The 22,102-nt window shown below is 41.4% G+C and carries 18 protein-coding genes and 1 pseudogene; 14 read left to right on the top strand and 5 right to left on the bottom strand.

Annotation, left to right across the window (positions count from 1 at the left end; genetic code table 11):
• Positions 1-26: 26 nt before the first annotated feature.
• The 3 genes from HW45_RS03060 to HW45_RS03055 are packed head-to-tail and all read right to left on the bottom strand — an operon-like array spanning position 27 to position 1,398.
• Entirely contained in the window at positions 27-626 is a 600-nt protein-coding gene (locus HW45_RS03060; protein ID WP_051867701.1) for a hypothetical protein, read from the bottom strand.
• A complete protein-coding gene (locus HW45_RS29685) occupies positions 619-792 on the bottom strand; it encodes a hypothetical protein (protein WP_200874561.1) in 174 nt (57 codons plus the stop codon). Before HW45_RS29685 ends, HW45_RS03060 begins: the two co-directional genes overlap by 8 nt.
• Positions 793-801: 9 nt before the next feature.
• Positions 802-1,398 carry a tyrosine-type recombinase/integrase gene (locus tag HW45_RS03055; RefSeq protein WP_038224640.1) on the bottom strand — a complete coding sequence of 199 codons (597 nt, stop codon included), beginning with the start codon at positions 1,396-1,398 and terminating at the stop codon, positions 802-804.
• A 109-nt stretch (positions 1,399-1,507) separates the two neighbouring features.
• Between HW45_RS03055 and HW45_RS03050 the strand changes: the two genes are divergently transcribed.
• From HW45_RS03050 to HW45_RS03010, 9 genes and pseudogenes are all read left to right on the top strand, one after another.
• On the top strand, positions 1,508-3,211 hold the full coding sequence (locus HW45_RS03050; protein ID WP_038224638.1) for a class I SAM-dependent DNA methyltransferase: 1,704 nt from the start codon (positions 1,508-1,510) through the stop codon (positions 3,209-3,211).
• The gene (locus HW45_RS03045; RefSeq protein WP_038224636.1) at positions 3,201-4,541 is read left to right on the top strand and encodes a restriction endonuclease subunit S; all 1,341 of its coding nucleotides are present in this window, start codon (positions 3,201-3,203) and stop codon (positions 4,539-4,541) included. The genes HW45_RS03050 and HW45_RS03045 overlap by 11 nt, the downstream gene beginning before the upstream one ends.
• On the top strand, positions 4,534-5,703 hold the full coding sequence (locus HW45_RS03040; protein WP_038224634.1) for an ankyrin repeat domain-containing protein: 1,170 nt from the start codon (positions 4,534-4,536) through the stop codon (positions 5,701-5,703). The genes HW45_RS03045 and HW45_RS03040 overlap by 8 nt, the downstream gene beginning before the upstream one ends.
• Entirely contained in the window at positions 5,688-6,281 is a 594-nt protein-coding gene (locus HW45_RS03035) for a hypothetical protein (protein ID WP_235225344.1), read from the top strand. Before HW45_RS03040 ends, HW45_RS03035 begins: the two co-directional genes overlap by 16 nt.
• Positions 6,282-6,289: 8 nt before the next feature.
• Positions 6,290-8,278 carry a nuclease-related domain-containing DEAD/DEAH box helicase gene (locus HW45_RS03030; protein WP_038224632.1) on the top strand — a complete coding sequence of 663 codons (1,989 nt, stop codon included), beginning with the start codon at positions 6,290-6,292 and terminating at the stop codon, positions 8,276-8,278.
• A complete protein-coding gene (locus HW45_RS03025) occupies positions 8,278-11,538 on the top strand; it encodes a type I restriction endonuclease subunit R (RefSeq protein WP_038224631.1) in 3,261 nt (1,086 codons plus the stop codon). The genes HW45_RS03030 and HW45_RS03025 overlap by 1 nt, the downstream gene beginning before the upstream one ends.
• 645 nt (positions 11,539-12,183) lie before the next feature.
• Complete coding sequence (locus HW45_RS03015) at positions 12,184-12,687, top strand: opioid growth factor receptor-related protein (protein WP_038224627.1); 504 nt, start codon at positions 12,184-12,186, stop codon at positions 12,685-12,687.
• Positions 12,688-13,167: 480 nt separating this feature from the next.
• Positions 13,168-13,505 (top strand): annotated as a pseudogene (locus HW45_RS28660) (transposase); the annotation flags it as partial.
• Positions 13,506-14,389: 884 nt separating this feature from the next.
• Positions 14,390-14,881 carry a hypothetical protein gene (locus HW45_RS03010; RefSeq protein ID WP_152559602.1) on the top strand — a complete coding sequence of 164 codons (492 nt, stop codon included), beginning with the start codon at positions 14,390-14,392 and terminating at the stop codon, positions 14,879-14,881.
• Positions 14,882-14,917: 36 nt separating this feature from the next.
• Here HW45_RS03010 and HW45_RS03005 read toward each other — a convergent pair whose 3' ends face one another.
• Positions 14,918-16,549, bottom strand: coding sequence for a hypothetical protein (locus HW45_RS03005; protein WP_038224624.1), 1,632 nt, complete (start codon positions 16,547-16,549; stop codon positions 14,918-14,920).
• Positions 16,550-17,245: 696 nt separating this feature from the next.
• Here HW45_RS03005 and HW45_RS03000 point away from each other — a divergent pair.
• Positions 17,246-17,872 carry a class I SAM-dependent methyltransferase gene (locus HW45_RS03000; RefSeq protein ID WP_038224622.1) on the top strand — a complete coding sequence of 209 codons (627 nt, stop codon included), beginning with the start codon at positions 17,246-17,248 and terminating at the stop codon, positions 17,870-17,872.
• Complete coding sequence (locus HW45_RS02995; RefSeq protein ID WP_038224620.1) at positions 17,862-18,989, top strand: HNH endonuclease; 1,128 nt, start codon at positions 17,862-17,864, stop codon at positions 18,987-18,989. Before HW45_RS03000 ends, HW45_RS02995 begins: the two co-directional genes overlap by 11 nt.
• A 116-nt stretch (positions 18,990-19,105) precedes the next feature.
• Here the strand turns inward: HW45_RS02995 and HW45_RS02990 are convergent, their stop codons facing one another.
• On the bottom strand, positions 19,106-19,795 hold the full coding sequence (locus HW45_RS02990) for a response regulator (protein WP_038224619.1): 690 nt from the start codon (positions 19,793-19,795) through the stop codon (positions 19,106-19,108).
• Between the two features lie 381 nt (positions 19,796-20,176).
• On the opposite strand from HW45_RS02990, the gene HW45_RS02985 reads away from it, so the two are divergent.
• From HW45_RS02985 to HW45_RS02975, 3 genes are all read left to right on the top strand, one after another.
• The gene (locus tag HW45_RS02985; protein ID WP_038224618.1) at positions 20,177-20,551 is read left to right on the top strand and encodes a hypothetical protein; all 375 of its coding nucleotides are present in this window, start codon (positions 20,177-20,179) and stop codon (positions 20,549-20,551) included.
• Between the two features lie 45 nt (positions 20,552-20,596).
• Positions 20,597-21,619 carry an HD domain-containing phosphohydrolase gene (locus tag HW45_RS02980; RefSeq protein ID WP_038224615.1) on the top strand — a complete coding sequence of 341 codons (1,023 nt, stop codon included), beginning with the start codon at positions 20,597-20,599 and terminating at the stop codon, positions 21,617-21,619.
• Positions 21,620-21,638: 19 nt separating this feature from the next.
• On the top strand, positions 21,639-22,102 hold a 464-nt coding region (locus tag HW45_RS02975), incomplete at its 3' end, for a hypothetical protein (protein WP_038224613.1).

The following is a 22,102-nucleotide window of genomic DNA, read 5'->3' as shown; positions in this document are numbered from 1 at the left end:
TTAATTAAGCCTTATAAATTATATTCTTAGTGAGTAGCGTACTTGACATCGCCACGCTCGTGGCAAGTAGTCGTCCATGTGTGTTTATCAATCACTTTTGCTCCCAAAGGCCCATATACACCCCACGCGACTGTAATGTCTTCGTCCCAACAAAGGTCGCACTGTAATGCTTCTGTAGGGATGGTCATGTTTAAAATGTCGTGTGCTATATTGTGGAGTGATGTAGGTTTGGCGCAGTAACAGTTCTTACTACCTAATGGGTCTCGCAGTGTTATTGGGCCTACATATCGACGGTAAAGCTTGGGAAATACTTTTCGTAAACGTTGTTGTACTGCTTTCAGTATTGTTTGTTCGCCTTTAGCTTCAGCATTTTTCATAAGCCTAACTAGACTATCTTGGTTATCGTATTGCCCTTGATTTATCTTTGAAAACAGAGCGTTTATACGCTCTGTTCTAGATGTTGTTCTACTGGTACTTGGCGTTTCTGGAGAGGATGTTGGTTGAATAGGCGCTATTTTTTCGCCATGTATTTTTCTAAGGTGGCGTTTAAGGTTTTTCTGTTTGATATCCTTTTTACATTGAGGGCACTCAACGAATAGCTCTTTATCAGGTAGTGAATTACTCATCTACAACCTCAACGGTCTTATGTTGCGCACCGAAGTAGGTGCTCTCATCAATGGTGTAACGCAGCGCGACGCCACAACTTGGGCAATCAAACTCTTCGTTTGGTTCAATGCATTCGTCTTCAATCCAGTCCCAGCCAAAGTGATTCTCACATTCGGGGCATTGCATAACGGCTCCTCAAGTCTCACAACTCTCTGAAATCCTAAGCGCATCTTCAATTTCAACACCAAGGTATTCAATTGTACTTTCTAACTTAGCATGACCAAGAAGCAACTGGATAGCACGTAAGTTCTTGGTTTTGGCGTAGATCAAAGATGCTTTGGTACGTCGTAATGAGTGCGTCCCGTATTGCGTTTTGTCTAAGCCGATATCAGTCACCCATTTATTTACTAGAGTTGTGTAGTAGTGATACGAAATGGGCTGACCCTCTCTGCATGGACTAGGAAACAAGAAGTCGGTTGGTGACAACGCATTCTTAATGATCCATTGCGACAAAGTCTGCTGCGTCTTGGGAGTGATCTCGAAGTGAACTTCTTGGTGAGTTTTCTGCTGTTTAACGATGGTTCTGGACATCACACAACCACTGCGGCTGACATCTTGCACTTTCAAATTCCGTAAGTCGCAAGACCGAAGCTTACTGTCGATAGCAAGGTTAAAAAGCGCTAACTCGAACAGTCGTTCTTCCAGCTCCAACCGAATGCGAATGCGCCAAATGTCTTCTAATTTGAATGCTTTCTTCTGACCAACTCGTTTACCTTTGTTCCAAGCAACCATGATGTGCTCCTTACTTCATAAAATTCATCACTAAGTAAGGCATAAATTGCAGAATTCTGGGACTTGGATGCTATCATGGAGAAAATCTTTCTAGGTGCATAAAAACAAGATGAATCAACAAGAACAACAATTCCTGAAGGAGCTTGAAAGCAAGCTCTGGACAGCGGCAGATAAGCTACGTTCCACTCTCGATGCAGCACAATACAAACATGCTGTGCTTGGCTTAATCTTCGTAAAGTACGTTTCTGATGCATTCAAACTACGTCAGGATGAGATTAAAGCTGACCTAGCTAACCCAGAGCATGAGTATTACCTAGACCCGGCGGACTTCTCAGAAGAAGAGCTAGCGGAAGAGATTGCGATCGAGCTAGAGCAGCGTGACTTCTACACAGAGAAGAATGTGTTCTGGCTGCCTACGGAATCTCGTTGGCAGTTCCTACAAAATAACGGCCCACTAGTGATTGGTGGTGCTGATCTTGAGATTGACGGTAAGGCGAAGAAGATTACTTCTGTTGGCCACCTTATTGACAACGCTCTTGAGGGTATCGAGCGTGACAACCCGAAACTAAAAGGCGTACTTAACAAATCTTACTCAGGTTTGAAGATCGATCAGGCTAAGTTGAATGAGCTTATCAACCTGATTGCGACTATCCCGTTTGTGCATGCTGACCTAAACAGTAAAGACATCCTAGGTCATGTGTACGAATACATGCTGGGTCAGTTTGCGCTTGCTGAGGGTAAAAAAGGCGGTCAGTTCTACACACCAGCCTCTATCGTAACGCTAATCGTTGAGATGATTGAACCGTTTGAAGGTCGCGTATATGACCCAGCAATGGGCAGCGGTGGCTTCTTTGTGCAATCAGAGAAGTTCATTGAGCGCCACGCCAACGAGAAGAAAGTGGATGCACTGACGCAAAAGCAAAAAATCTCTATCTACGGTCAAGAATACAACCATACAACGTGGCAGCTAGCGGCGATGAATATGGCGATTCGTGGCCTTGATTACGATTTCGGCAAAGAGCCTGCAAGTACCTACACTAATATTCAGCATCCAGACCTACGTGCTGACTTCATCATGGCAAACCCTCCATTCAATATGAAAGAGTGGAACACGGGTGTTGATGATAACGATCCTCGCTTCAAATACGGTCAGCCGCCAGTGGGTAACGCGAACTTCGCATGGATGCAGCACATGCTTCATCATCTTGCTCCTGATGGCTCTCAGGCGCTTCTGTTGGCAAATGGTTCGATGAGTTCGACAACCAACAATGAAGGTGAGATCCGTAAAGCGCTTATCGAGAACGATCTTGTCGAGTGTATGGTCGCGCTACCCGGTCAACTTTTTACCAACACGCAAATCCCTGCATGTATCTGGTTCTTAACTAAGAACAAAACAGCTCGTAATGATAAAGCAGGTCGCAAACTACGTGCGCGTAAAGGCGAGGTGCTGTTTATTGATGCTCGTAACCTTGGTTACATGAAAGACCGTGTTTTACGTGACTTTAGTTTTGATGACATCCGCAAAGTTGCTGACCTATACCACGCATGGAAAACAGGTGAAGAAGTTCATGGTGTTGGCTATGAAGACCAAGCTGGTTTCTGTAAATCAGCAACACTTGATGAAATCTCTAAGCATGACTTTGTTCTCACTCCGGGGCGTTATGTTGGTGCGGCTGAGGAAGAGGATGATGGCGTTCCGTTTACTGAGAAGATGGCAACATTGACTTCTAAGTTGAGTGAACAGTTCGCTGAGTCAGCAATGCTAGAAGCCGAGATCAAGAAGAACCTAGCGGGGTTGGGTTATGAGTTGTAATTGGCCTACAGTCACAGTTGAAGATATTGCCTCTAAGTCACCCAACGCACTAGCTACAGGCCCATTTGGTTCGGCTATCAGTTCAAAATTTTTTACTGATAGTGGTGTCCCTGTAATTCGAGGCTCTAATCTTAGTGCAGACACAGGTGTTCGTTTAAAGGATGAAGGAATAGTTTTTGTCTCTGAGGAGAAGTCCAAAGAGTTCACTAGATCCGTGGCACGAGTGGGCGATCTGGTTTTTACTTGTTGGGGAACCATTAACCAAGTTGGTTACATCGATGGAACATCTAATTGGGATGAATACATTATTTCCAATAAGCAGATGAAATTGACTGTTGATACAACCAAGGTAGATCCAAGGTTTTTGTACTACGTGTTTTCCAGTCCATTAAAACAACAAGAGATTATATCTAATGGTATTGGGGCAGCGGTTCCGGGTTTTAATCTAGGGCAACTGAGAAAACATACATTGCAGCTTCCTCCTTTGATAGCTCAATCCGCAATAGCCGATACGTTAGAGCTACTCGATAAGAAGGCGAATCAGAACACCGAAATCAACCAAACCTTAGAAGAAATGGCGCAAGCTATATTCAAGTCATGGTTTGTAGATTTTGACCCTGTTAAAGCGAAGATGAGTGGTGAGCAACCAGAAGGAATGGATGCGGCTACTGCCTCGCTATTCCCAGAAAAGCTAGTTGAATCTGAAATGGGCTTGATTCCTGAGGGGTGGGATATCGCATCCATCAAGGACTTTGGTTCAGTTGTTTGTGGTAAGACTCCATCTAAGAAAAACGCTGAGTTTTACGGTGGTGATGTGCCTTTCATCAAGATTCCAGATACACACGGAAAAGTGTTCATTACTGAAACGACAGATACTCTGACGCAAGCAGGTGATGAATCGCAACCCAAGAAGCGCATACCGGAAAACAGTATTTGTGTGAGCTGTATTGCGACAGTTGGTCAAGTGTTCATAACGACGAAACCAAGTCATACAAATCAACAAATTAACTCAGTTGTACCTCACGATAGTAATTCGTTGTATTACCTTTTGTTTAAGTTTAAGGGACTGAGTAAGCACTTCCATGATTTGGCAAGTGGGGGTAGCGCCACGTTAAACATGAACACTAGAACGTTCTCCAACGTTGAGCTAGTTCGTCCAACGGCAGATGTTATGGAAGCTTTCCATCAAACGATCGGCGGATTGATGCAGAAAATGCTAACGAATCAGCTTGAGAATGCCACACTAGCTCAACTGCGTGACACCTTACTTCCTAAATTGCTTTCCGGCGAAATCGAGTTAGGTGAAACAGGAAAAAGTGCCAATGACTGACCGACTGTTTGCCGCCATAGAATCGGGTAACCTAACGTTATTGAAAGATACGATTGCACAGCAGCCTGAACTGGTTAATACCGTGTTCGATGAGCAGGAAGCCACTCCATTTGAGTTGGCATTGAAATATGGTTTCTCATCATTGGCCGAAGTGCTCATCGAGGTGGACGGTTTCGATATAAACCATTCAGGCCATAACCCACTGCGACTGGCCATCGATCTTGGTTTTTTGAATATTGCCAACTCTTTGTTAAATAAAGGCGCTAACCCAAACTATCGACCAAAGCAATTGAGCAGTGCGTTACTACTGTGCTTGGACAACGAATATTTTGAACTCGCGGAGTTGATGGTCGAAAAAGGTGCCGAAGTGAACATCCGTAACGACAAGGGTTGGACGCCATTGATTTGGGCCTCAATGAAAGGTCGAGTCAAAGCGGTGGAGTTTCTGCTTAAACACGGTGCTGCCGTCGATGTTTGTAACAATGATGGTTGGAATGCGGTAACGGGTGCCCATTTCAAACAGCGTTTAGAGGTTGTAGATAAGCTCCTTGCAAAAGGGGCGGTTTTTAGCTCTAAGTTTTCTGAGGCAGCTCTTCTTTCTGCCTATCAACATGGTTACTTAGACCTTGTTAAAGCTTTAATAACGAGTGGGGTTACGGTTAACGTTGAAGATGATAAAGGAAATTCCCTATTAGTTCTTGTGGTACGTAATGGTGACCTTGATATCGCGAGTTTGCTAATTGACGCAGGAGCGGATGTAAATACGTTGAGTGAACATGGGAATCCAGTATTGAGTGTCGCTTTATCAAGTAATCACTATGAAATTGCAGAAAAATTGTTGAGTGCGGGTGCATCAGTTAATAGAGCTAATAATAATGGCTGGACGCCTTTAATGGCAGCCGCCTATGACGGAAAAACTGGGCTTGTTAAGTTGGCAATAGCTAAAGGCGCAGCTCTTGATGTTGTAACGAGCGATAAATTTAGCTCGTTGATGCTAGCGTCCCAAGAAGGGCACCTCGCAGTGGTTCAAGCTATAGTGGAAGCGGGAGCAAATGTAAATTTGAAGAACAAACATGGAAAAAGAGCACGAAGAATCGCTTACGACAATGGCTATCATGATGTAAAGGATTACCTAATTGAACGCGGGTGTTTGAAGTCTTGATTGGTTCTAACCCTGTTTTTGATGCAGTACGTCGAGGTTACAACGAGCTTGAGCTTGCAAGTAACGGCGAAATCCTTGATTACTTTGCTGATGTTAACCCTGATTCTATGTCAGGGCATATCAGCAACATCAAAGGTATGGTCTTTGAGCAAGAAGTTGTTACTGCACTCAATGAGCAAGGTATCGATGCCATGCTTTTTGAAGCCGCTAACCATCCCGTTTCTGATATTGCATTAATGAGTGATGGTGACATTGCAGCTGAAGTGCAATTAAAAGCGACAGACAGCGTTTCATACATCAATGAAACGTTGGCAGAACACCCAGACATCCCAATTGTTGTCACGAGTGAAGTGGCCGATAGCTTGGATAGCACCATGGTGATCGACTCTGGAATTGATAATGCAGCATTGGACGAGGCCGTAACAGAAGCCCTGTCTAATGATGTGCTAACTGATATTGCTGAAAGCGCGGCAAGCGATGCGGTGAGTGAAGGATTGGCAGAGGCAGTTGCTGATGTTGCTTTGCCCATTAGCCCGATAGGAATTATTGGTGCTTTGTTTGGACTGCCATTTTTGTAAGAGGTACTATGGCTAAGTTTTATCCAACCCTTGAAAATATCTCCCGGCTAAAAGTAAAGCCAACAGAAGGTGAGTCGCATCTATTAAACGTATTTGAGCAGTCACTGGATGATAGTTATAACGTTTTCTTTAACCCATTTTTGGATGGTGATAGACCTGATTTTATAATCGCAAAGGAGGGAGTCGCCATATTTGTTATTGAGGTAAAAGATTACTCTTTGTCAAACTACCAAGTAGACAGTTATAACAAGTGGTCTGTCAAATCGAAGTCAGGGACATCTAGAATATCTTCACCTCAGTCTCAAGCGTTTACTTATAAGAAGAACTTGTATCAGCTGCATCTACCAGTATTGGGGTTAGAGCAATTAGGTAATAGAAATTTCTTTAATCTAGTTCAACCTTTTGTTTACCTTCATAAAGCTACTAAATTTGAGGTAAATTGCTTATATCAACCAGCTGAAAACGAGTTGAGACAAAAAAAGAGTGATTTACTTGTCGCTCGTCGAAATCAGAAAATCAAGGTTGATGACTTTAATCGCCAAGCTGAAGGGTTATCACGAACAAAGAAACGTATTGCTCGTGATAGGTCTATGGCTTTCGCAGGCGATCAGACTGAAATTTTAGTCAAAAAGATTAAGAGTTTTTCATCACACGTGTTGTTTGATGAGCGTGTTTATGACGACTTAACACGTCGCCTAATGCCAAGTGAACACACGAAAAAGCAAGGCAAGCCGATCCCGCTGGATGATAAACAAAGTAAATTGGCCGCAAGTTGTGAAAGTAAGGAAAAGATCAAAGGCGTAGCTGGCTGTGGGAAAACTGCAATCATTGCACAACGAGCGGTTAATGCACACGAACGTCATGGCGAGAAAGTGTTGATAGTAACCTTTAACATCACACTAAAAAATCTAATAAAGGATAGAATCAGCGACATTTTAGGTTTCAGGGATGAACAACATTTTGCAATTACTAACTACCACCAGTTTTTTAACTCTCAAGTTAATGAGTCAGGCCAAGACATTGGAGATCTGATCGCACGCTATGACTTCGATAAGCTCTACAAAACGGATGTTTTCAAAGAGTATCGTCTAAGCCGCTTTGACACTATTTTGGTCGATGAAGTCCAAGATTTTGAGAGTGAATGGGTTAAAATTTTGAGGGATAATTTTCTTTCTTCGGAAGGAGAAATGGTGTTATTCGGTGATGAATCTCAGAATATATATGAGAGGGAGACCAAACGTGCAGCAGTGATTGCCCAAGGGTTTGGAAGCTGGAAAAAGTTAAAGCGCTCTTATCGTACAAGCCTAGACTCATCATTAAACCTGATATTTAAAGACTACCAATCTAAGTATCTCATCGAAAAATATTCAGACTCTGAAGTTTTAGAAACCGTTCCTGTGCAACAAGGGTTTACTTTTGAGGTTCTGGAATATCATGCGTGCCAAGACAATTGGGAAAATCAATCATTTGAGTTGATACAAAAAACCATTAGAGCTCACAACCTCGTCCCAAACGATGTGGTTATACTGTCATCTAGCATTTATCTCGTACGAAGGATTGCTGAACAATTTGCAAAGGTTGAAAAGACGCATTGCATGTTTGAAACCTACAAAGAGTTAGCGCAACTTGTGCAGCGATATGATTCTAAGGTGACTCAAGAATGTTTGAAATCAATGCCTGAAGATGAATTACGTTCGACTATCAATAAGCACCAAACGCTAATGTCGGATATCGAGCGAGCCAGGCGAACTAAAAAGAACCATTTTTATGCTAATAGTGGTCTTATCAAGCTGTCGACGGTGCATAGTTTCAAGGGACTAGAATCTAAGACGGTTTTTTATCTAATGGGCGAAAAGGATACACCTGAGATTGTATACACATCAATAACTCGCTCTGTGGAGAACCTTATCGTCTTGGATGTTAGCAAGGAAAGTCAATTCTCGGAGTTTTTTGATATCAACATGAATAACGAAAATCATGGTGGAGGTCTACTCTAATGATCACAGAAGACCAACTAGAACAACAATGCCTTGATTGGTTTAAAGAGCTTGGCTACCAATACAAAAATGGCTATGACATCGCACCGGATGGAGATGCTCCTGAGCGTGATGATTATCATCAGGTAGTTCTCAAACAACGTTTGCTTAGTCAGCTAGGGATACTGAACCCTGAATTGCCAGAAGAGACTCTCAATCAGGTTGTGAACACGGTAAGCACACCTGAAACCCCCGTGCTTATCAAAAATAACCGGGCATTCCATAAGCTTTTGATTGAGGGGGTACCTGTTGAATACACAATCATTGAAGATGGTCAATTAACTCCAAAACATACTCATGCTCGCTTAATGGATTTCACCAATCCAGATAACAACGAATTCCTAGTTGTTAATCAGTTCACTATTATTGGCACCAAGGGTAATCGTCGACCAGATGTGGTGGTGTTTATTAATGGCCTTCCAGTCTCAGTTGTTGAGTTAAAGAACCCAGCAGATGAACACGCCGACATTTGGAACGCATACAACCAACTGCAAACCTACAAAGATGAGATCCCTGATCTGTTTTCATTTAACGAGTCGTTAGTCGTCAGTGATGGTTGGACGGCGAGGATTGGATCTCTGACTGCAAACAAAGAACGTTTTTTACCTTGGAAAACCGTTTCTGGTGAAGATGATAAACCACTTTGGGATTACCAGCTTGAAACTGTCGTTAAGGGATTCTTTAAACCTGATTTGTTGCTTGATTACATTCGCTACTTTGTCTTATTCGAAACTGACAACGACAAAATCATCAAGAAGATCGCTGGTTACCACCAATTCCACGCTGTTCGAGCGGCAGTTGAAGCAACAGTAAAAGCGAAGCAAGCTGATGCCAACTTACCTTTGGTGGCTGACAACATAGCAAAATATCAGGTTCAGGCGACAAAAGGCTTAGATAAAATTAACCCCGGAAGTGGTAAGGCTGGTGTGGTTTGGCACACCCAAGGAAGTGGTAAGAGTATTTCAATGGTGTGTTATGCCAGCAAACTGCTTCAGCAGCCAACTATGAATAACCCAACGATAGTTGTCGTCACAGACCGAAATGATTTGGACGGCCAGCTCTACAACACGTTCGGCATGGCGCAAGAGACGCTCAAACAGATCCCACAGCAAGCTGATGATCGTGATGCCCTGCGAGAGTTATTACTTAATCGTCAATCAGGCGGCATCATTTTCACCACCATTCAAAAATTTGCGCTACTAGCCGATGAAACCGAACACCCAGTTCTATCGGAGCGAGCAAATATTGTTGTCGTTTCGGATGAGGCACATCGAAGTCAGTATGGTAACAAGTCCAAACTGGTTGAAGTAAAGGACGAAAATGGCGCTGTAAAAGCTCACAAGTACGTTTTTGGTTATTCTAAGTACATGCGTGACGCTTTGCCTTATGCCTCGTTCATTGGTTTTACAGGCACGCCTATCGCCATGGATGACAAAGATACTCGCGGTGTATTTGGTGAGTACGTATCAATCTATGATATTCAAGATGCCGTTGATGATGGCGCAACCGTTCCTATTTACTACGAATCACGCCTAGCGAAACTTGATATTAATCAGGATAAGATCGACGTTCTAAATGATGAAGTGGAGGATGAAATTGGTGAGGACGAAGAGACTGCAGATCGTGAGAAAATCAAATCACAATGGGCAGCGTTAGAGAAACTTGTTGGTGCGGAGCCTCGTATACAGCAAGTGGCAAAAGATCTCGTCAATCATTTCACAACCCGTACTTTTACATTTCCCGGCAAGGCGATGATTGTAGCCATGAGCCGTGAAATTTGTGTCGACCTGTATGATGCTATTGTGGCAATAAAACCGGAGTGGCACAACGATGATCCGGAAAAAGGGGCAATCAAAATCGTTATGACGGGCAGTGCATCAGACAAAGAAAAGATGCAGCCTCATATTCATGACAAGAAAACGAAAAAGCTGTTTGAGAAACGTTACAAAGATACCGAGGACGAACTCCAGTTAGTGATTGTGCGCGATATGTGGCTAACAGGTTTTGATGCACCGTGTTGTCATACCATGTACATCGATAAACCAATGAAAGGGCATAACTTGATGCAGGCTATTGCCCGAGTCAACCGCGTGTTTAAAGACAAGCCCGGTGGCTTAGTGGTGGATTACATCGGCATTGCTAATGAGTTGAAGAATGCCCTCAAGACTTACACGAACAGTCAGGGTAAAGGTCAGCCAACAGTAGACACAGCAGAAGCCTTTGCAGTGTTGATGGAAAAGGTCGATATCATTCGAGGCATGTTCGCAACACCTGTCGATGGTCACACCTTTAATTATCGACCTGATTTTGAAACCAATGCACTTCGATTGCTACCTGGTGCTGTGAATCATTTATCCGGCTTGTCTCATAACGATAGCAATGGTAAAGAAGTTCGAGACGGTAAACGACGCTTCCTTGATGTCATGGCTGCGCTTACAAAAGCTTACTCGCTCTGTAACACGATGGATGAGACTCGCGGCTATAAGAACGAAATCGCTTTCTACTCCGCGATAAAAGCTGCATTCATCAAGCACTCAACAGTTGATAAAAAGCGTACCGACGAAGAACGCAATACCGCTCTTAAGCAAATCCTTAACAATGCGGTTGTTGCCGAAGGTGTTGATGATATCTTTTCAATGGTAGGGCTAGACAAACCGAACATTGGTTTGTTGTCAGAAGAGTTCCTTGAAGACGTCAAGAACATGAAAGAGAAGAACCTTGCCGTAGAGTTACTAGAAAAGCTACTGCGTGATGAGGTGAAAGCTCGCATGAAAAATGATGTGATTCAGGAAAAGAAATACTCTGACCGCATCATGACTACGCTTCAAAAGTATCACAACCGTAACATTGAAACGGCTCAGGTTATTGAAGAGTTGATTCAATGGGCGAAGGAGATGCAGGAAGATGCGGCTATGCTGGATAGGTTAAACCTTTCTGTTGATGAAATTGCGTTTTATCGAGCTTTGGTCGAAAACGAGTCTTCTGTCCGAGAGTTGGGAGATGACAACCTACGTAAGCTTGCTATAGAGCTGACGAATCAACTTCGTAAGTCTGCAACGGTAGATTGGCAGAAGCGGGAAAGTGTCCGTGCTCGTATGCGTAACCTAGTTCGCCGACTACTGCGCAGATGGAAGTACCCACCTGATGCGGCTGAAGAGGCGATTAAGCTTGTGTTAGAGCAGGCTGAAGTATTGGCTGATGGATGGTATGCGACCAAGTAAACGGCAACTAAACCAAAGGCAAGGCGTAAACCTTGCCTTTTGCCCCAAAGCAGTTTTGAACTAAGTACTACGGAAAAGCTCCCCAGCTAGATTGACCTAGTTTTCCTAATGAACAACATCGATGTGTTTTCGGGAATACTTGAGGTAAGAACAGTAGCTAGTCTGACTGGAGCGGTTCAGAAGTCGGAAAAGCGGTACGTCCATCACATCAGAGCCCTTATATGGCACTAATTATGAGTTGTTTATTCGTAGAGCAGAACAAGCATTTGAAGATAATGTTTATCAAGCATGAAGAGTCTGAAAACTCGGGAAAGGTAGAGAGTGACGAAGTTACTTTGACACTACTTCAACAGTTAGGTGCTATTCAAGATAAACTCAACAATCTGGAAATGATGCCGATATTTTTGTTCTTCAATTGTCTGATTATAAGTACAAGCTTAGAATAGCTGTTATTAATTATCTTGTTAATTTGTATTTTAGAGATGAAATGAGGTTTAACGAGTCAACTCTACTAGCACTAGGAGCTCAACCTTGTGGTAAATGTTTATCTGTTACGAGTGCTGGAGGTAGTGAAATGAAGCATCGGTCTAATGAGGCTTTGAATGATAATATACCGTTTTGACTATTAGAGGTACATTTGTCTTTATGAGCACCTTAATTCAATTTCAGTTAGGTATGACAACAGACAGCCAGGGTCGATTAATTCAAGAGATATGGGCTTTGGACGATTTTTGGCTAGAGTATGACCACAAATATATTCAGTGGCTGTTTCCAATTGATACACAAACAAAGTTTAACCGACATGCTCCAATATTAACGCTAGAGGATAGAACAACATTTGCACAAAACGACAAGCTCAAAGCTGCACACCTGACATCGCTAGAGCTGATGTTAGGTTTTTTTGGGATGAAAATGGTAGATGGGCACATAGTTGCAACAGAAGAGTTAAGTATCAAAGACCACATCTGGCTTAAACATGGCGGTCATAATCACCTAAGAATATCTCGTATTATCCGTAGTTTGGCGCTTTGTGGGCAATTTTCGTTAAGTCAAACATTTCAATTAGCAATGATAGAAACTGCAGTAAATTTTGGTGAGGTTGGTAAAGATACTTTAAGGTACTGGCTTGAAGCCAATATTCTTGAGTAACTTGCTGATGTAATGTGATGTCATGTGATGCCATCGAAGTCGGCTTTGATCGTGTAATCGGGAATGTAAATAATAAGTATTACATTGTTAGTGATGGACAAAGTATAGCAATCTATATGTTAGAATGTTGAGACAAAAAAACGTATTTATGTTGTTTTTAGAGTATCTAAGGAAAATCAATTAGTTAGTGAATGATAAGCATATGGATAACGTAATCAAGCTTTATGTCCTCTTTAATGAAAGAGAATAGAGAACTATCACGGAATCCTCGGTTGTCGACAACGATTAAAAAATATGCTCTGGAACCAATTTTCAAATTTGCAGAGTCACTCATCTTCATAGTCGTTTTGCTTCCCTTTCAGTATGGAGTTGCGGCTAGTTTGCCATAGCAATGGGGGACTGCTTTGTTGCACGAATCGAGTGAATTAAATCAGAACCTCACGATCAGATTAGGGACATTCATTCACTGACTTTGATTTCGTGCCGAAGTCTCGTTACAAAATCGCCAACTGGCGCAAGAACAATAACTCCTTGATCAACAGGGGGGCGCTCACGTTCTGGATTGACGAGGAAGCCATAACTGAGTGGAAACAACCTAAACAGGACAGACGTGGTAGGCCAAGACTGTTTAGTGATCTCGTTACCACGACGGCTCCATGGTAAAGCGCATTTTTTCCTTACCTTTGATGGCGCGACAAGGCTTTATTGACTCAGTTTTTAGATTGGCTAACGTGTCATTGGTTTGTCCTCACTATACCCGTGTAAGCCGCCCAGCCAAGGATGTAGAGGTTGATTTCGAAGCCTCCCCACAACAAGCTCACAGCACAAGAAAGGCAAAATACTTTAGATGTATGTAGTGCACCTGAATAAGCAGCTCTTCCTCCCAACGTCATCGCGCCTATGCTTGAAGATAAGAGAGTTTACATCGCTTCAGAATCAATATTCTACAGAATCTCAAAAGAGCACTCTCAGTTAAAAAGACGAGGGGGCTGCCTCAATCAGCACACCAAAGCCCAAGGTGCAGAAAGCGACAAAGCCAAACTAAGTTTGAAGTTGGGATAATGGCTACTTTCCATCAATTACTAATGGTGAGTACTACTACCTCTATGTAATTATGGATATTTTTAGCAGGAAAATAGTCGGTGCAGAAGTATTCTAAAAAGACCTGGCGAGCACGCAGCAGATTTAGTTCAACGTACTACTTGGAAAGAGAAATGTGTCAATAAAGGGGTAGTGCTACACTCTGATAATGGTGCCCCTATGGGAAGCTAGACAATGTTGGCCAAGATGAATGCACTTTGTGTCATGAGTTCGTGCTCTCTCCCTAGAGTTAGTAACGATAACCCTTACTCCGAGTCATTATTTAAAACTGTCAAATACATACCGTCATAGCCCTTGGGTGGGTTCAGAACTATTGAAGAAGCAAGGAAATGAGTTGGAGATTCAACCTATCGGTATAACTTTGAACAAAAGCACAGCGGAATCAAATATGTAACACCTGAGCAGAGGCACACTGATGAAGATCATGATATCTTAGATCATCGTAAGCTTATTTATCACAAAGCTCAAGCAGCCTAATAAGTTATAAATATGTAAGAAATACGACAGCTCGCTTAAAAATCAAGCGGAAACAAGCGATCGCAATCACCGAGATACGTGGTTGGGGTATAGTTGATGACTTAGTTTTTATGGTGTAGCATCGTTGGTACATTCCAGTTATATTTGTATTGCTTTTATGTCTTTTTTCCGTGCAATCAGAAAATATGCCGAAGCGCTTGAAAATCATGCAGACTCATTGCTCGAGCGACAACAAAGGGAGAAGGAGGCTCGAGAAAACGCGCGGTCTTCATCAACTCAAGATGACAACACCACACCTATAAAACAGCATGTAATAAACGAAGAGTTGTCAAGAAACCTTGATGAAAGATTAAAGAGACGTACTAACCATAACTCTGAGGTTGAAAGTCCAGAAGAAGAGTTAAGAAGATTGCTCGAGCTGCTTAATGATGCAAAGCCTTCGCCAGGTGATAGAATGCAACAGCTCCTTACAATGGAAAGGGTTTCTAACCCAGATGAACATCAGAAGTCTAATAAATTCAAAGAGCCAACGATAACTCCCAAATTTAAACTAAAGGCACAAACTGAGTCTGATTGGCGAGAAGAAGTTAGGCATATGGGCAATGACTTTGATTAAGTTATAATACCATTTAAGTTACCCTCTTAAGCTAGGTTAGCTCTCGCTTCTTTGAACCTCTGCCGCTAATAGGCTCAAGTCATTGTAATTAATTTTTGGGATCTTAAAAGCGTGTGTTTCATAAAACGGCTTAAGATGGATAGTTCCTGATTGTCGGAATTGTTGCTCAAATGCTCGTTTCGCAATCTCCTGCTCAAGTGAAGAGATGTTAAATTGATGTTTAACATCGGCTAGTGATAATATATTTTGCTTCACTAAGCTCGCAGCAATTGCAATTGAAGAACTATGCTTAGTGTTATTTTTATTTGCAATTTCTTGGGTATTTAAACCTTCACTTATCATCTGATAGAAATATTTGGCTTCATTTGGTGAGAGATCAAAAGAAAGCTCACTGGAAGATACAATTCGATACTCTCCTAGTGTAGTAACTTTCACTGGCTGACCGTTTTTCGCATGAGCTTTAGCCGATGAGTTGGCTTTGGTGAAATTGTCATAGATTTCAAAAATGACAGAGCTTTCTTTACTTCCTGATGCGGGGCGCGACTCGATTTGAACTGTAGATGACGTTGCCAGTTTTTTAGGCTCTGCGACAATTGAAGTTACATTATTTTGTTGGTCAATTAACTTGTCGTTTCTACTTGCGGAGATTTTTTGGTCTAGTATCGAGAGAGCTTGCTTTTTGTTTTGTCGTCTTTCATTTTTCTGTTCGAGTTGACGTGGAGCCTGCGTTATTGGTGCTGTATCTATTTGGTTTTTCGCTCTGGCTACGCTCAATGCAAGCTGGTTCGCTTTGGAATCTAAGAATGAATCATCTATTATTTCTGCTATATCTTTAAGTTCACGGTACAACTTTTCGGATTGCTTCAAAGGTTTTTTAGCCATTTCTTGCAGCTCATTGAAATGGTTGGTGGTCGTTTCTTCAATAAAGTCTCCGTGCTCCCTAAAGCAATACTGAATTGCATTAAAGTATGACAGGTGTTGAGTATGCTTGTATGCTTCCACTTGCTTTGAAATACAAATACCTTCTAAAAGGCTGTTTACAGGATCTTCAAACATAGGTTTGAGTGCCTCATTAGACGCTATTGATTTTTGTTTGATTTTGATAATGTGTTCAACCATCTCCCTAGTCGCTGTTTGCTTAAAAACATCGTGGCTAAAAAATTGGACGATGGTTTCGAGCATCTTTAATTGAACAGACCAGACAGCAACAAGATCGCCGAAGATCTTCCTTGAATTCGGTAGTTTGGTCGGAACGAGGCTGTGGACCTTTAGTAGGGTTGAATATGATTTTTCTAGTGCATCTGTATTCTTTGTAAGACTTGATAATTCAATGGTCAGTTTGTCAGAATGTACATTACTAACGACTTTTGGATGATCCTCAATCTGCGCTCTTACGCTGGTTTGTTTCCTAGCCTTATCTTGGCTGGCAACTTTTAAATCTGTGTTAGAGGAGGAAGCTGGTTTTGTGAAAGGTGACTTACTTTTACGAGCCAACCAATCTCCACCTGCGAGTTCGAGAAATGTTAGGATAGCGAAAGGTCCCCAAGCAAAAGCCCAACCAATTGAAACGAGAATGTAGATTGAATAAGCGTGGCTTTTTCGATTTTCAGGAGTCGCTAGACCAACGATAAAGCCCACTGCTAAGAATAGTAAAATAAAAAAAGCCATAAACTCGAGTCTGATAGTTGTGCTTGCCGCGTCTGATAACTGGAGTATCAAACGGTCATTAAATTCTGTTACATAATACAACTGCCAATATTAAACTAATATGTGCTGGGCTCAAAACACCGTTTGATGAATGTGCAGATAAGTTTTGCCAGAGAGGGTTATACATCTTGTTGCCCTTGAGCGGCTCTGACTCTGTACGATGCTGATGTGTAGGTGAAAATGTTAGAGCTACATAGTGTAACTCTTGAGGATGTGTTTGTCTCATTAATAGATTTAGATATGCTGTCTGCGCTGATGTAAAAATGACCTACTAACGCCGACCTAAAATTGCCCCACGTGAGCTGCATTGTCTTAGAGATTGATAAGTGGGATTTAGGACAAATTGCGATGAAAATCACGTAATGAAAACAAAGATAAAAAGTATGTGTAAAAGTATAGGAAATTTAAAATTCCATGAATTTCATTTTAAAAACATATGGTTATATTTATATGGCAATCTCTCACTCACCGCCAAATTCGAAGCCCCAGCAGAAATGCTGGGGCTTTTTCGTTTCCATACTTCCCCCCCTTTCTATGACCGACAGCCTTTTCACTAAATAGTGACTTAGCTCAAAACATCTCGTACTAACCTAGCACTCTCTAGCTTTATGCAACTTGGCCCTATAAGATGGTTTCAGTTCAAAACGGGGTATCATAATGTCTATAACCTCCTATTTTTACGCGGAAAATGCAGATGAACTTGCTAAACAATATAATTCTCTAGCGGCTACGAAAGTCCATCACATTTGGCGAAAGTACTGGCCCAGTGTAGGAGACAATGTATTAGATATTGGCGCGGGCTCGGGAAGAGATTCACTTTGGTTTACTCGTCTGGGCTGTCATGTGGTTGCATGTGAACCTTGCAAAGAGCTGCTCGTTTTAGGTAGTGCTCACACTGGGAAAGAGGTTGTATGGCTTGATGATAGGCTTCCTGGCCTTAACCAACTATCAAAGCTTAATACTAAATTTGATGTCATTTTGGTCTCTGCGGTTTGGATGCATATTCCTAGTAACTTGCGTAAAAAGGCGTTGAATGCCCTAGTTAACCATTTGAAAAATCGTGGTGTTATTGTGATTTCATTGCGTCATGGTTTATTCAATGATGGCCGCGAGTCTTACTCTGTTTCGGTTGAAGAGTTAACGGAACTGGCGAGTGACATCAACTTAGCTTTAGTTGATGTATTCAATGGCGAAGACATACAACATAGGCATGGAGTCAGATGGCAAACCGTTGTGCTAAGAAACAATCCAAGTGTCGATAGGGAGGGACGAGATGGCTCTTGAATTGTATCTGGATAAGTTCAGAAATCTCAATATGAATAGTGCAGGCGGTAAGAAAAGTCCTCACAAGGTTTGTATGCTACTGGCTGTTATGGATCTTATTCATGTGGGTGGCATTGCGTCGAATAAGATATTTTTTAATCAGGCTCTCAAAGATCAATTTACCCATCATTTTGATAACTTTGCTCAAGGAAGAGATAAAAATACGCCTGAGAATCCATATTTTCATCTAAAGAGCGAAGGCTTTTGGCATCTTAAATTGGAGGAAGGGTATAAGGAACAAGCTGTCAAACGTTACTCATCAAAAGCTATCTCATATGCTTATCTAGATGAGGAGCTTTTTGACTTTATGAAAAGTCATATCGTGTCAAACGAGTTGAAAGATGCCTTAGTAACCAATTTGTCCGACATAGCATCACTTTACTATCAATGGTTATTGGATTTAGGTAAGTCTGAGAAGACGGCAACCAATTACCTTGGAGCTATTCGTGGCTCAATTTCAAATTGGCTGATGGATGCAAACGAGATCCGAGAACCATTAACAGAGGTGAAATCATATAGCCGATTTGTTTCGTTGGAAGCGAAGGCCAAAACGATGGAGCTCTTTAAACAGCGCGATAGCAAAGGTAAAGGCATGTATAGTGCGGCGCTGGTTCACTACAACAATTTCTTGGCAGATCTGGCTCAGGTAGACGTCAATGCAGATATACGTCAAGTTATGTCTGACCAGAAGCTTACTGAAACGGAAAAGACAATTCTGGTGAATACTAGAATTGGACAGGGCAATTTTAGGGCTCAGCTGGTTGAAATGTGGGGCGGTTGTGCCTTAACCGGGTATAAGAACACTCAACTCCTTCTTGCTTCTCATATCAAACCTTGGCGGGATTCGAGTAACGAAGAACGTCTAGATAAATATAACGGGTTGCTCCTGTTGGCAAACTTAGATAAAGCGTTCGACCTTGGATTTATATCGTTCGATAATCAAGGAAAAGTGATGATCTCCAAATACCTCGAAAAGCCTGAGGTAGTTGGTATTCATGAAGCTATGTCATTTCAAATATCAAGTCAGCATAGGCGTTACTTGGAACATCATAGGGGTGTTCTTTTTAAAGGGCGTTAAGCAAGAGTCTCCTCCCGGATCGAGACTCTTTAGCACCGGCAACAAATACAAAAAAGCTCCCAACGGGAGCTTATACACAGACTTCGATACTTAAAAAAAGAGCGTAATCACGCAAACTAACTATCTTGCTTTTCTGTTGCAAGAGCAGATGACAAGGTGTCTGTTATTTCGTCTATCATTCGCTCTATATCGCGTATTACACTACTTTGGACAATGGAGTTTTCCGTTAGAAGCTGGTCAATTTTCTCTATATGATGAATAGCATATGAGTCTGGGGCAATAGTAGATATTGCTCCCTTGAGCTGATGAAGTGCTCTCTTAGACATATTAATATCATGACTTCTAACAAGTGCTTTAAGCTTACTAGCATCTTGTTTTGCTATGGAAATTAACTCAGGGGCATACTCATTAATTATTTGTGTTGCAGTTGGCGGCAAGTTCTCAAATTCTTGGCTTGAGAGTTGAAGCTCCATAAGTAATTGTGCAATGTGTTCGCGTTCAAAAGGCTTAGTGATACTGCCCGAGAACAACTCTTCATATCGACTTTCTATAGGTTCTATACTGGATGAAATTATGGGTATCTTACCATTGCTGTTCGACTGAACATGCATTGCAAGGTCATACCCACTTTCGCTAGGGAGTACGATATCGGTAATTACGATATTGAATGAAGAGTTGTTAAACGTAGAAATTGCAGATACAACGCTTGATTCTACAACCACATCAATACCTAGATCTGAAAGGATATCCTCCAAAATAAGGTTGTTTATAGGGTTGTCGTCAACAATCAAAGCTCTTATAGACATCACTCACCATCAATCAACATTCATATGCATCTAAAGGTATCTTAAATTAGCCTTACAAATCAATAAATAACAGATATTCCAAATGATATATCGAGCAAACTAGCAAGTTCACCTTACTAAGAGGAAAATGGAACGTTTAAGTTTTTACTCAAAACATTTTTTATCAGTTAAATCAAGTGCATTCCACAGAAAACTAAGTATTTTCCTACAAAATATATTCAGATTTTGGGATAACATTCGCAAATAGTCCAGTTGCGTACATGTCTTGTTGATGTGCACTTAAGTGCTCAGTCCAACCAGCGTACTACAAACAGAGTTTTTTATCTATGAACTACACTATAGATGTAAGGCTCAATAAATGAGAGTGGGGTGGAAATTACGATGAACGAAATGATGATGGTTTCAGAATCAATACTAACAAGATTCGGCTTTGATCTAATGACTTCTAAGAGTTTCAAATCAGGATTCTTCATTGTGGGTAAAGCCTCTTATGTGAACATCGCTATTACATACGGTTATAAAAACGGGTTTTCGGTGGATATTCTCCCTAATAAGGAGTTTATAGGTCTGACTGTAGATATCTCACCATTTGATTTTCCTAATGACCCTACATGGGAAGTAGAGCTACTTAATATTGTAAGGCGTGCACTAAAACAAAATGCCGCTATTGAACGCAAATTTCTGATGAACGAGAAGTTTAGAGAAATTACCAATATCAAATTAAACCGTATGCAGCGCTCCAACCTAGTTGGCTGATCTGGTAATTGGAACTTTAACGTAACCAGTTCAAAAGGCTAAATAATGAAAGAAAAAGATTTCAATTTACTAATAGTTGATGATACTCCGGCAAACATTGACCTCCTGAGCGGTATATTACTATCAGAATATAATATTAAAGTCGCCACGAATGGTTCTTTAGCGTTAAAACTTGCTGAACAATCACCTAAGCCTGATTTGATCCTATTAGACGTAATGATGCCTCAGATGGATGGTTATGAGGTTTGCACACTCCTTAAGAGTAATCCTGTTACCGCTACAATCCCAGTGATATTCGTTACGGCTAAGTGCGAGGTAGAAGACGAAACCAAAGGATTTGATATTGGAGCTGTTGACTACATCGTAAAGCCTATAAGCCCACCAGTAGTAAAATCTCGAGTGGCTACGCATTTGGCGTTACACAATCAAAGAAGAACACTGGAACAACAAGTACATTTACGTACGCAGGAAATTAGAGAAAACCAACTTGAGATAATTAGTTGTCTTGGTAGAGCCGCTGAGTTTAAAGATAACGAAACTGGTATGCATGTAGTGAGAATGAGTCACTACAGTCGAATACTTGCAGAGGCACTCAATATTGAACAAAAGTGGTGCCAATTATTATTTGAAGCATCTCCAATGCATGACATCGGTAAAATAGGTGTTGCGGACAATATACTTAAAAAAAACGGAAGCTTAACTCCAGAAGAATGGGAGCACATGAAGGAGCACGTTAACTACGGTGTTCAGATATTGGGTGATCATAAATCTGAGTTAATCGATATGGCTAGGCAGATTATTGAATATCACCATGAAAAATGGGATGGCTCAGGTTATCCAAAAGGCGTGCTAGGTGAAGAGATACCATTATCTGCGAGAATAGTGATGATAGCGGATGTATTTGATGCACTTACAAGTGATAGGCCCTATAAAGAGGCTTGGCCAGTTGAAGAAGCATTTAGCTATTTACAAGAGCATGCGGGTACTCATTTTGACCGTAAGCTAGTTGATGTTTTTCTTACACAAAAAGCAAAGATATTGGACGTAAAAGCAAGTTTTGCCGACTAAAATGTTGGAGGCTTCACGTATGAATGATGAGCATGTTGATAGCTCTATAGATAGGTCAAACAAAATCACTTTAGGCTTTGTTTTAGTCGTTGTTATATTAATGACTTTAGGAGTCACCGCTTGGAAAAGTCTAAATAAACTGTTTTCAGCTGTCGAACGTTATGATGGCGCAAGTCAAATATTAATAACGTTGGATAGGGCTCGATTACATGAATTATCTTATACTCGTGACTTAACATCCGATGCATCAAAGGAAGCTTTGCACTACATGAATGAAGCATTATCATTTACCGGTAGTCTTGATTCTTCGGAAACGAACTTCAATAATAATCTTAATAGTATTAAAAACGAATTGGAACGATACCGTGACGACTTTGTTAGCTATGTCTCATTAAATGATCACTTGAGTTCATCTAAGAAATCAATGGTGCAATATGCACAGAATTCTAGTGCACTAATTGATAGATTAAGAGACTTACAAAT

Origin of the sequence: Vibrio sp. ER1A (assembly GCF_000733315.1) — a bacterium.
Classification (GTDB): domain Bacteria; phylum Pseudomonadota; class Gammaproteobacteria; order Enterobacterales; family Vibrionaceae; genus Vibrio; species Vibrio mediterranei.
This window is presented reverse-complemented; position numbering and strand designations above follow the sequence as displayed.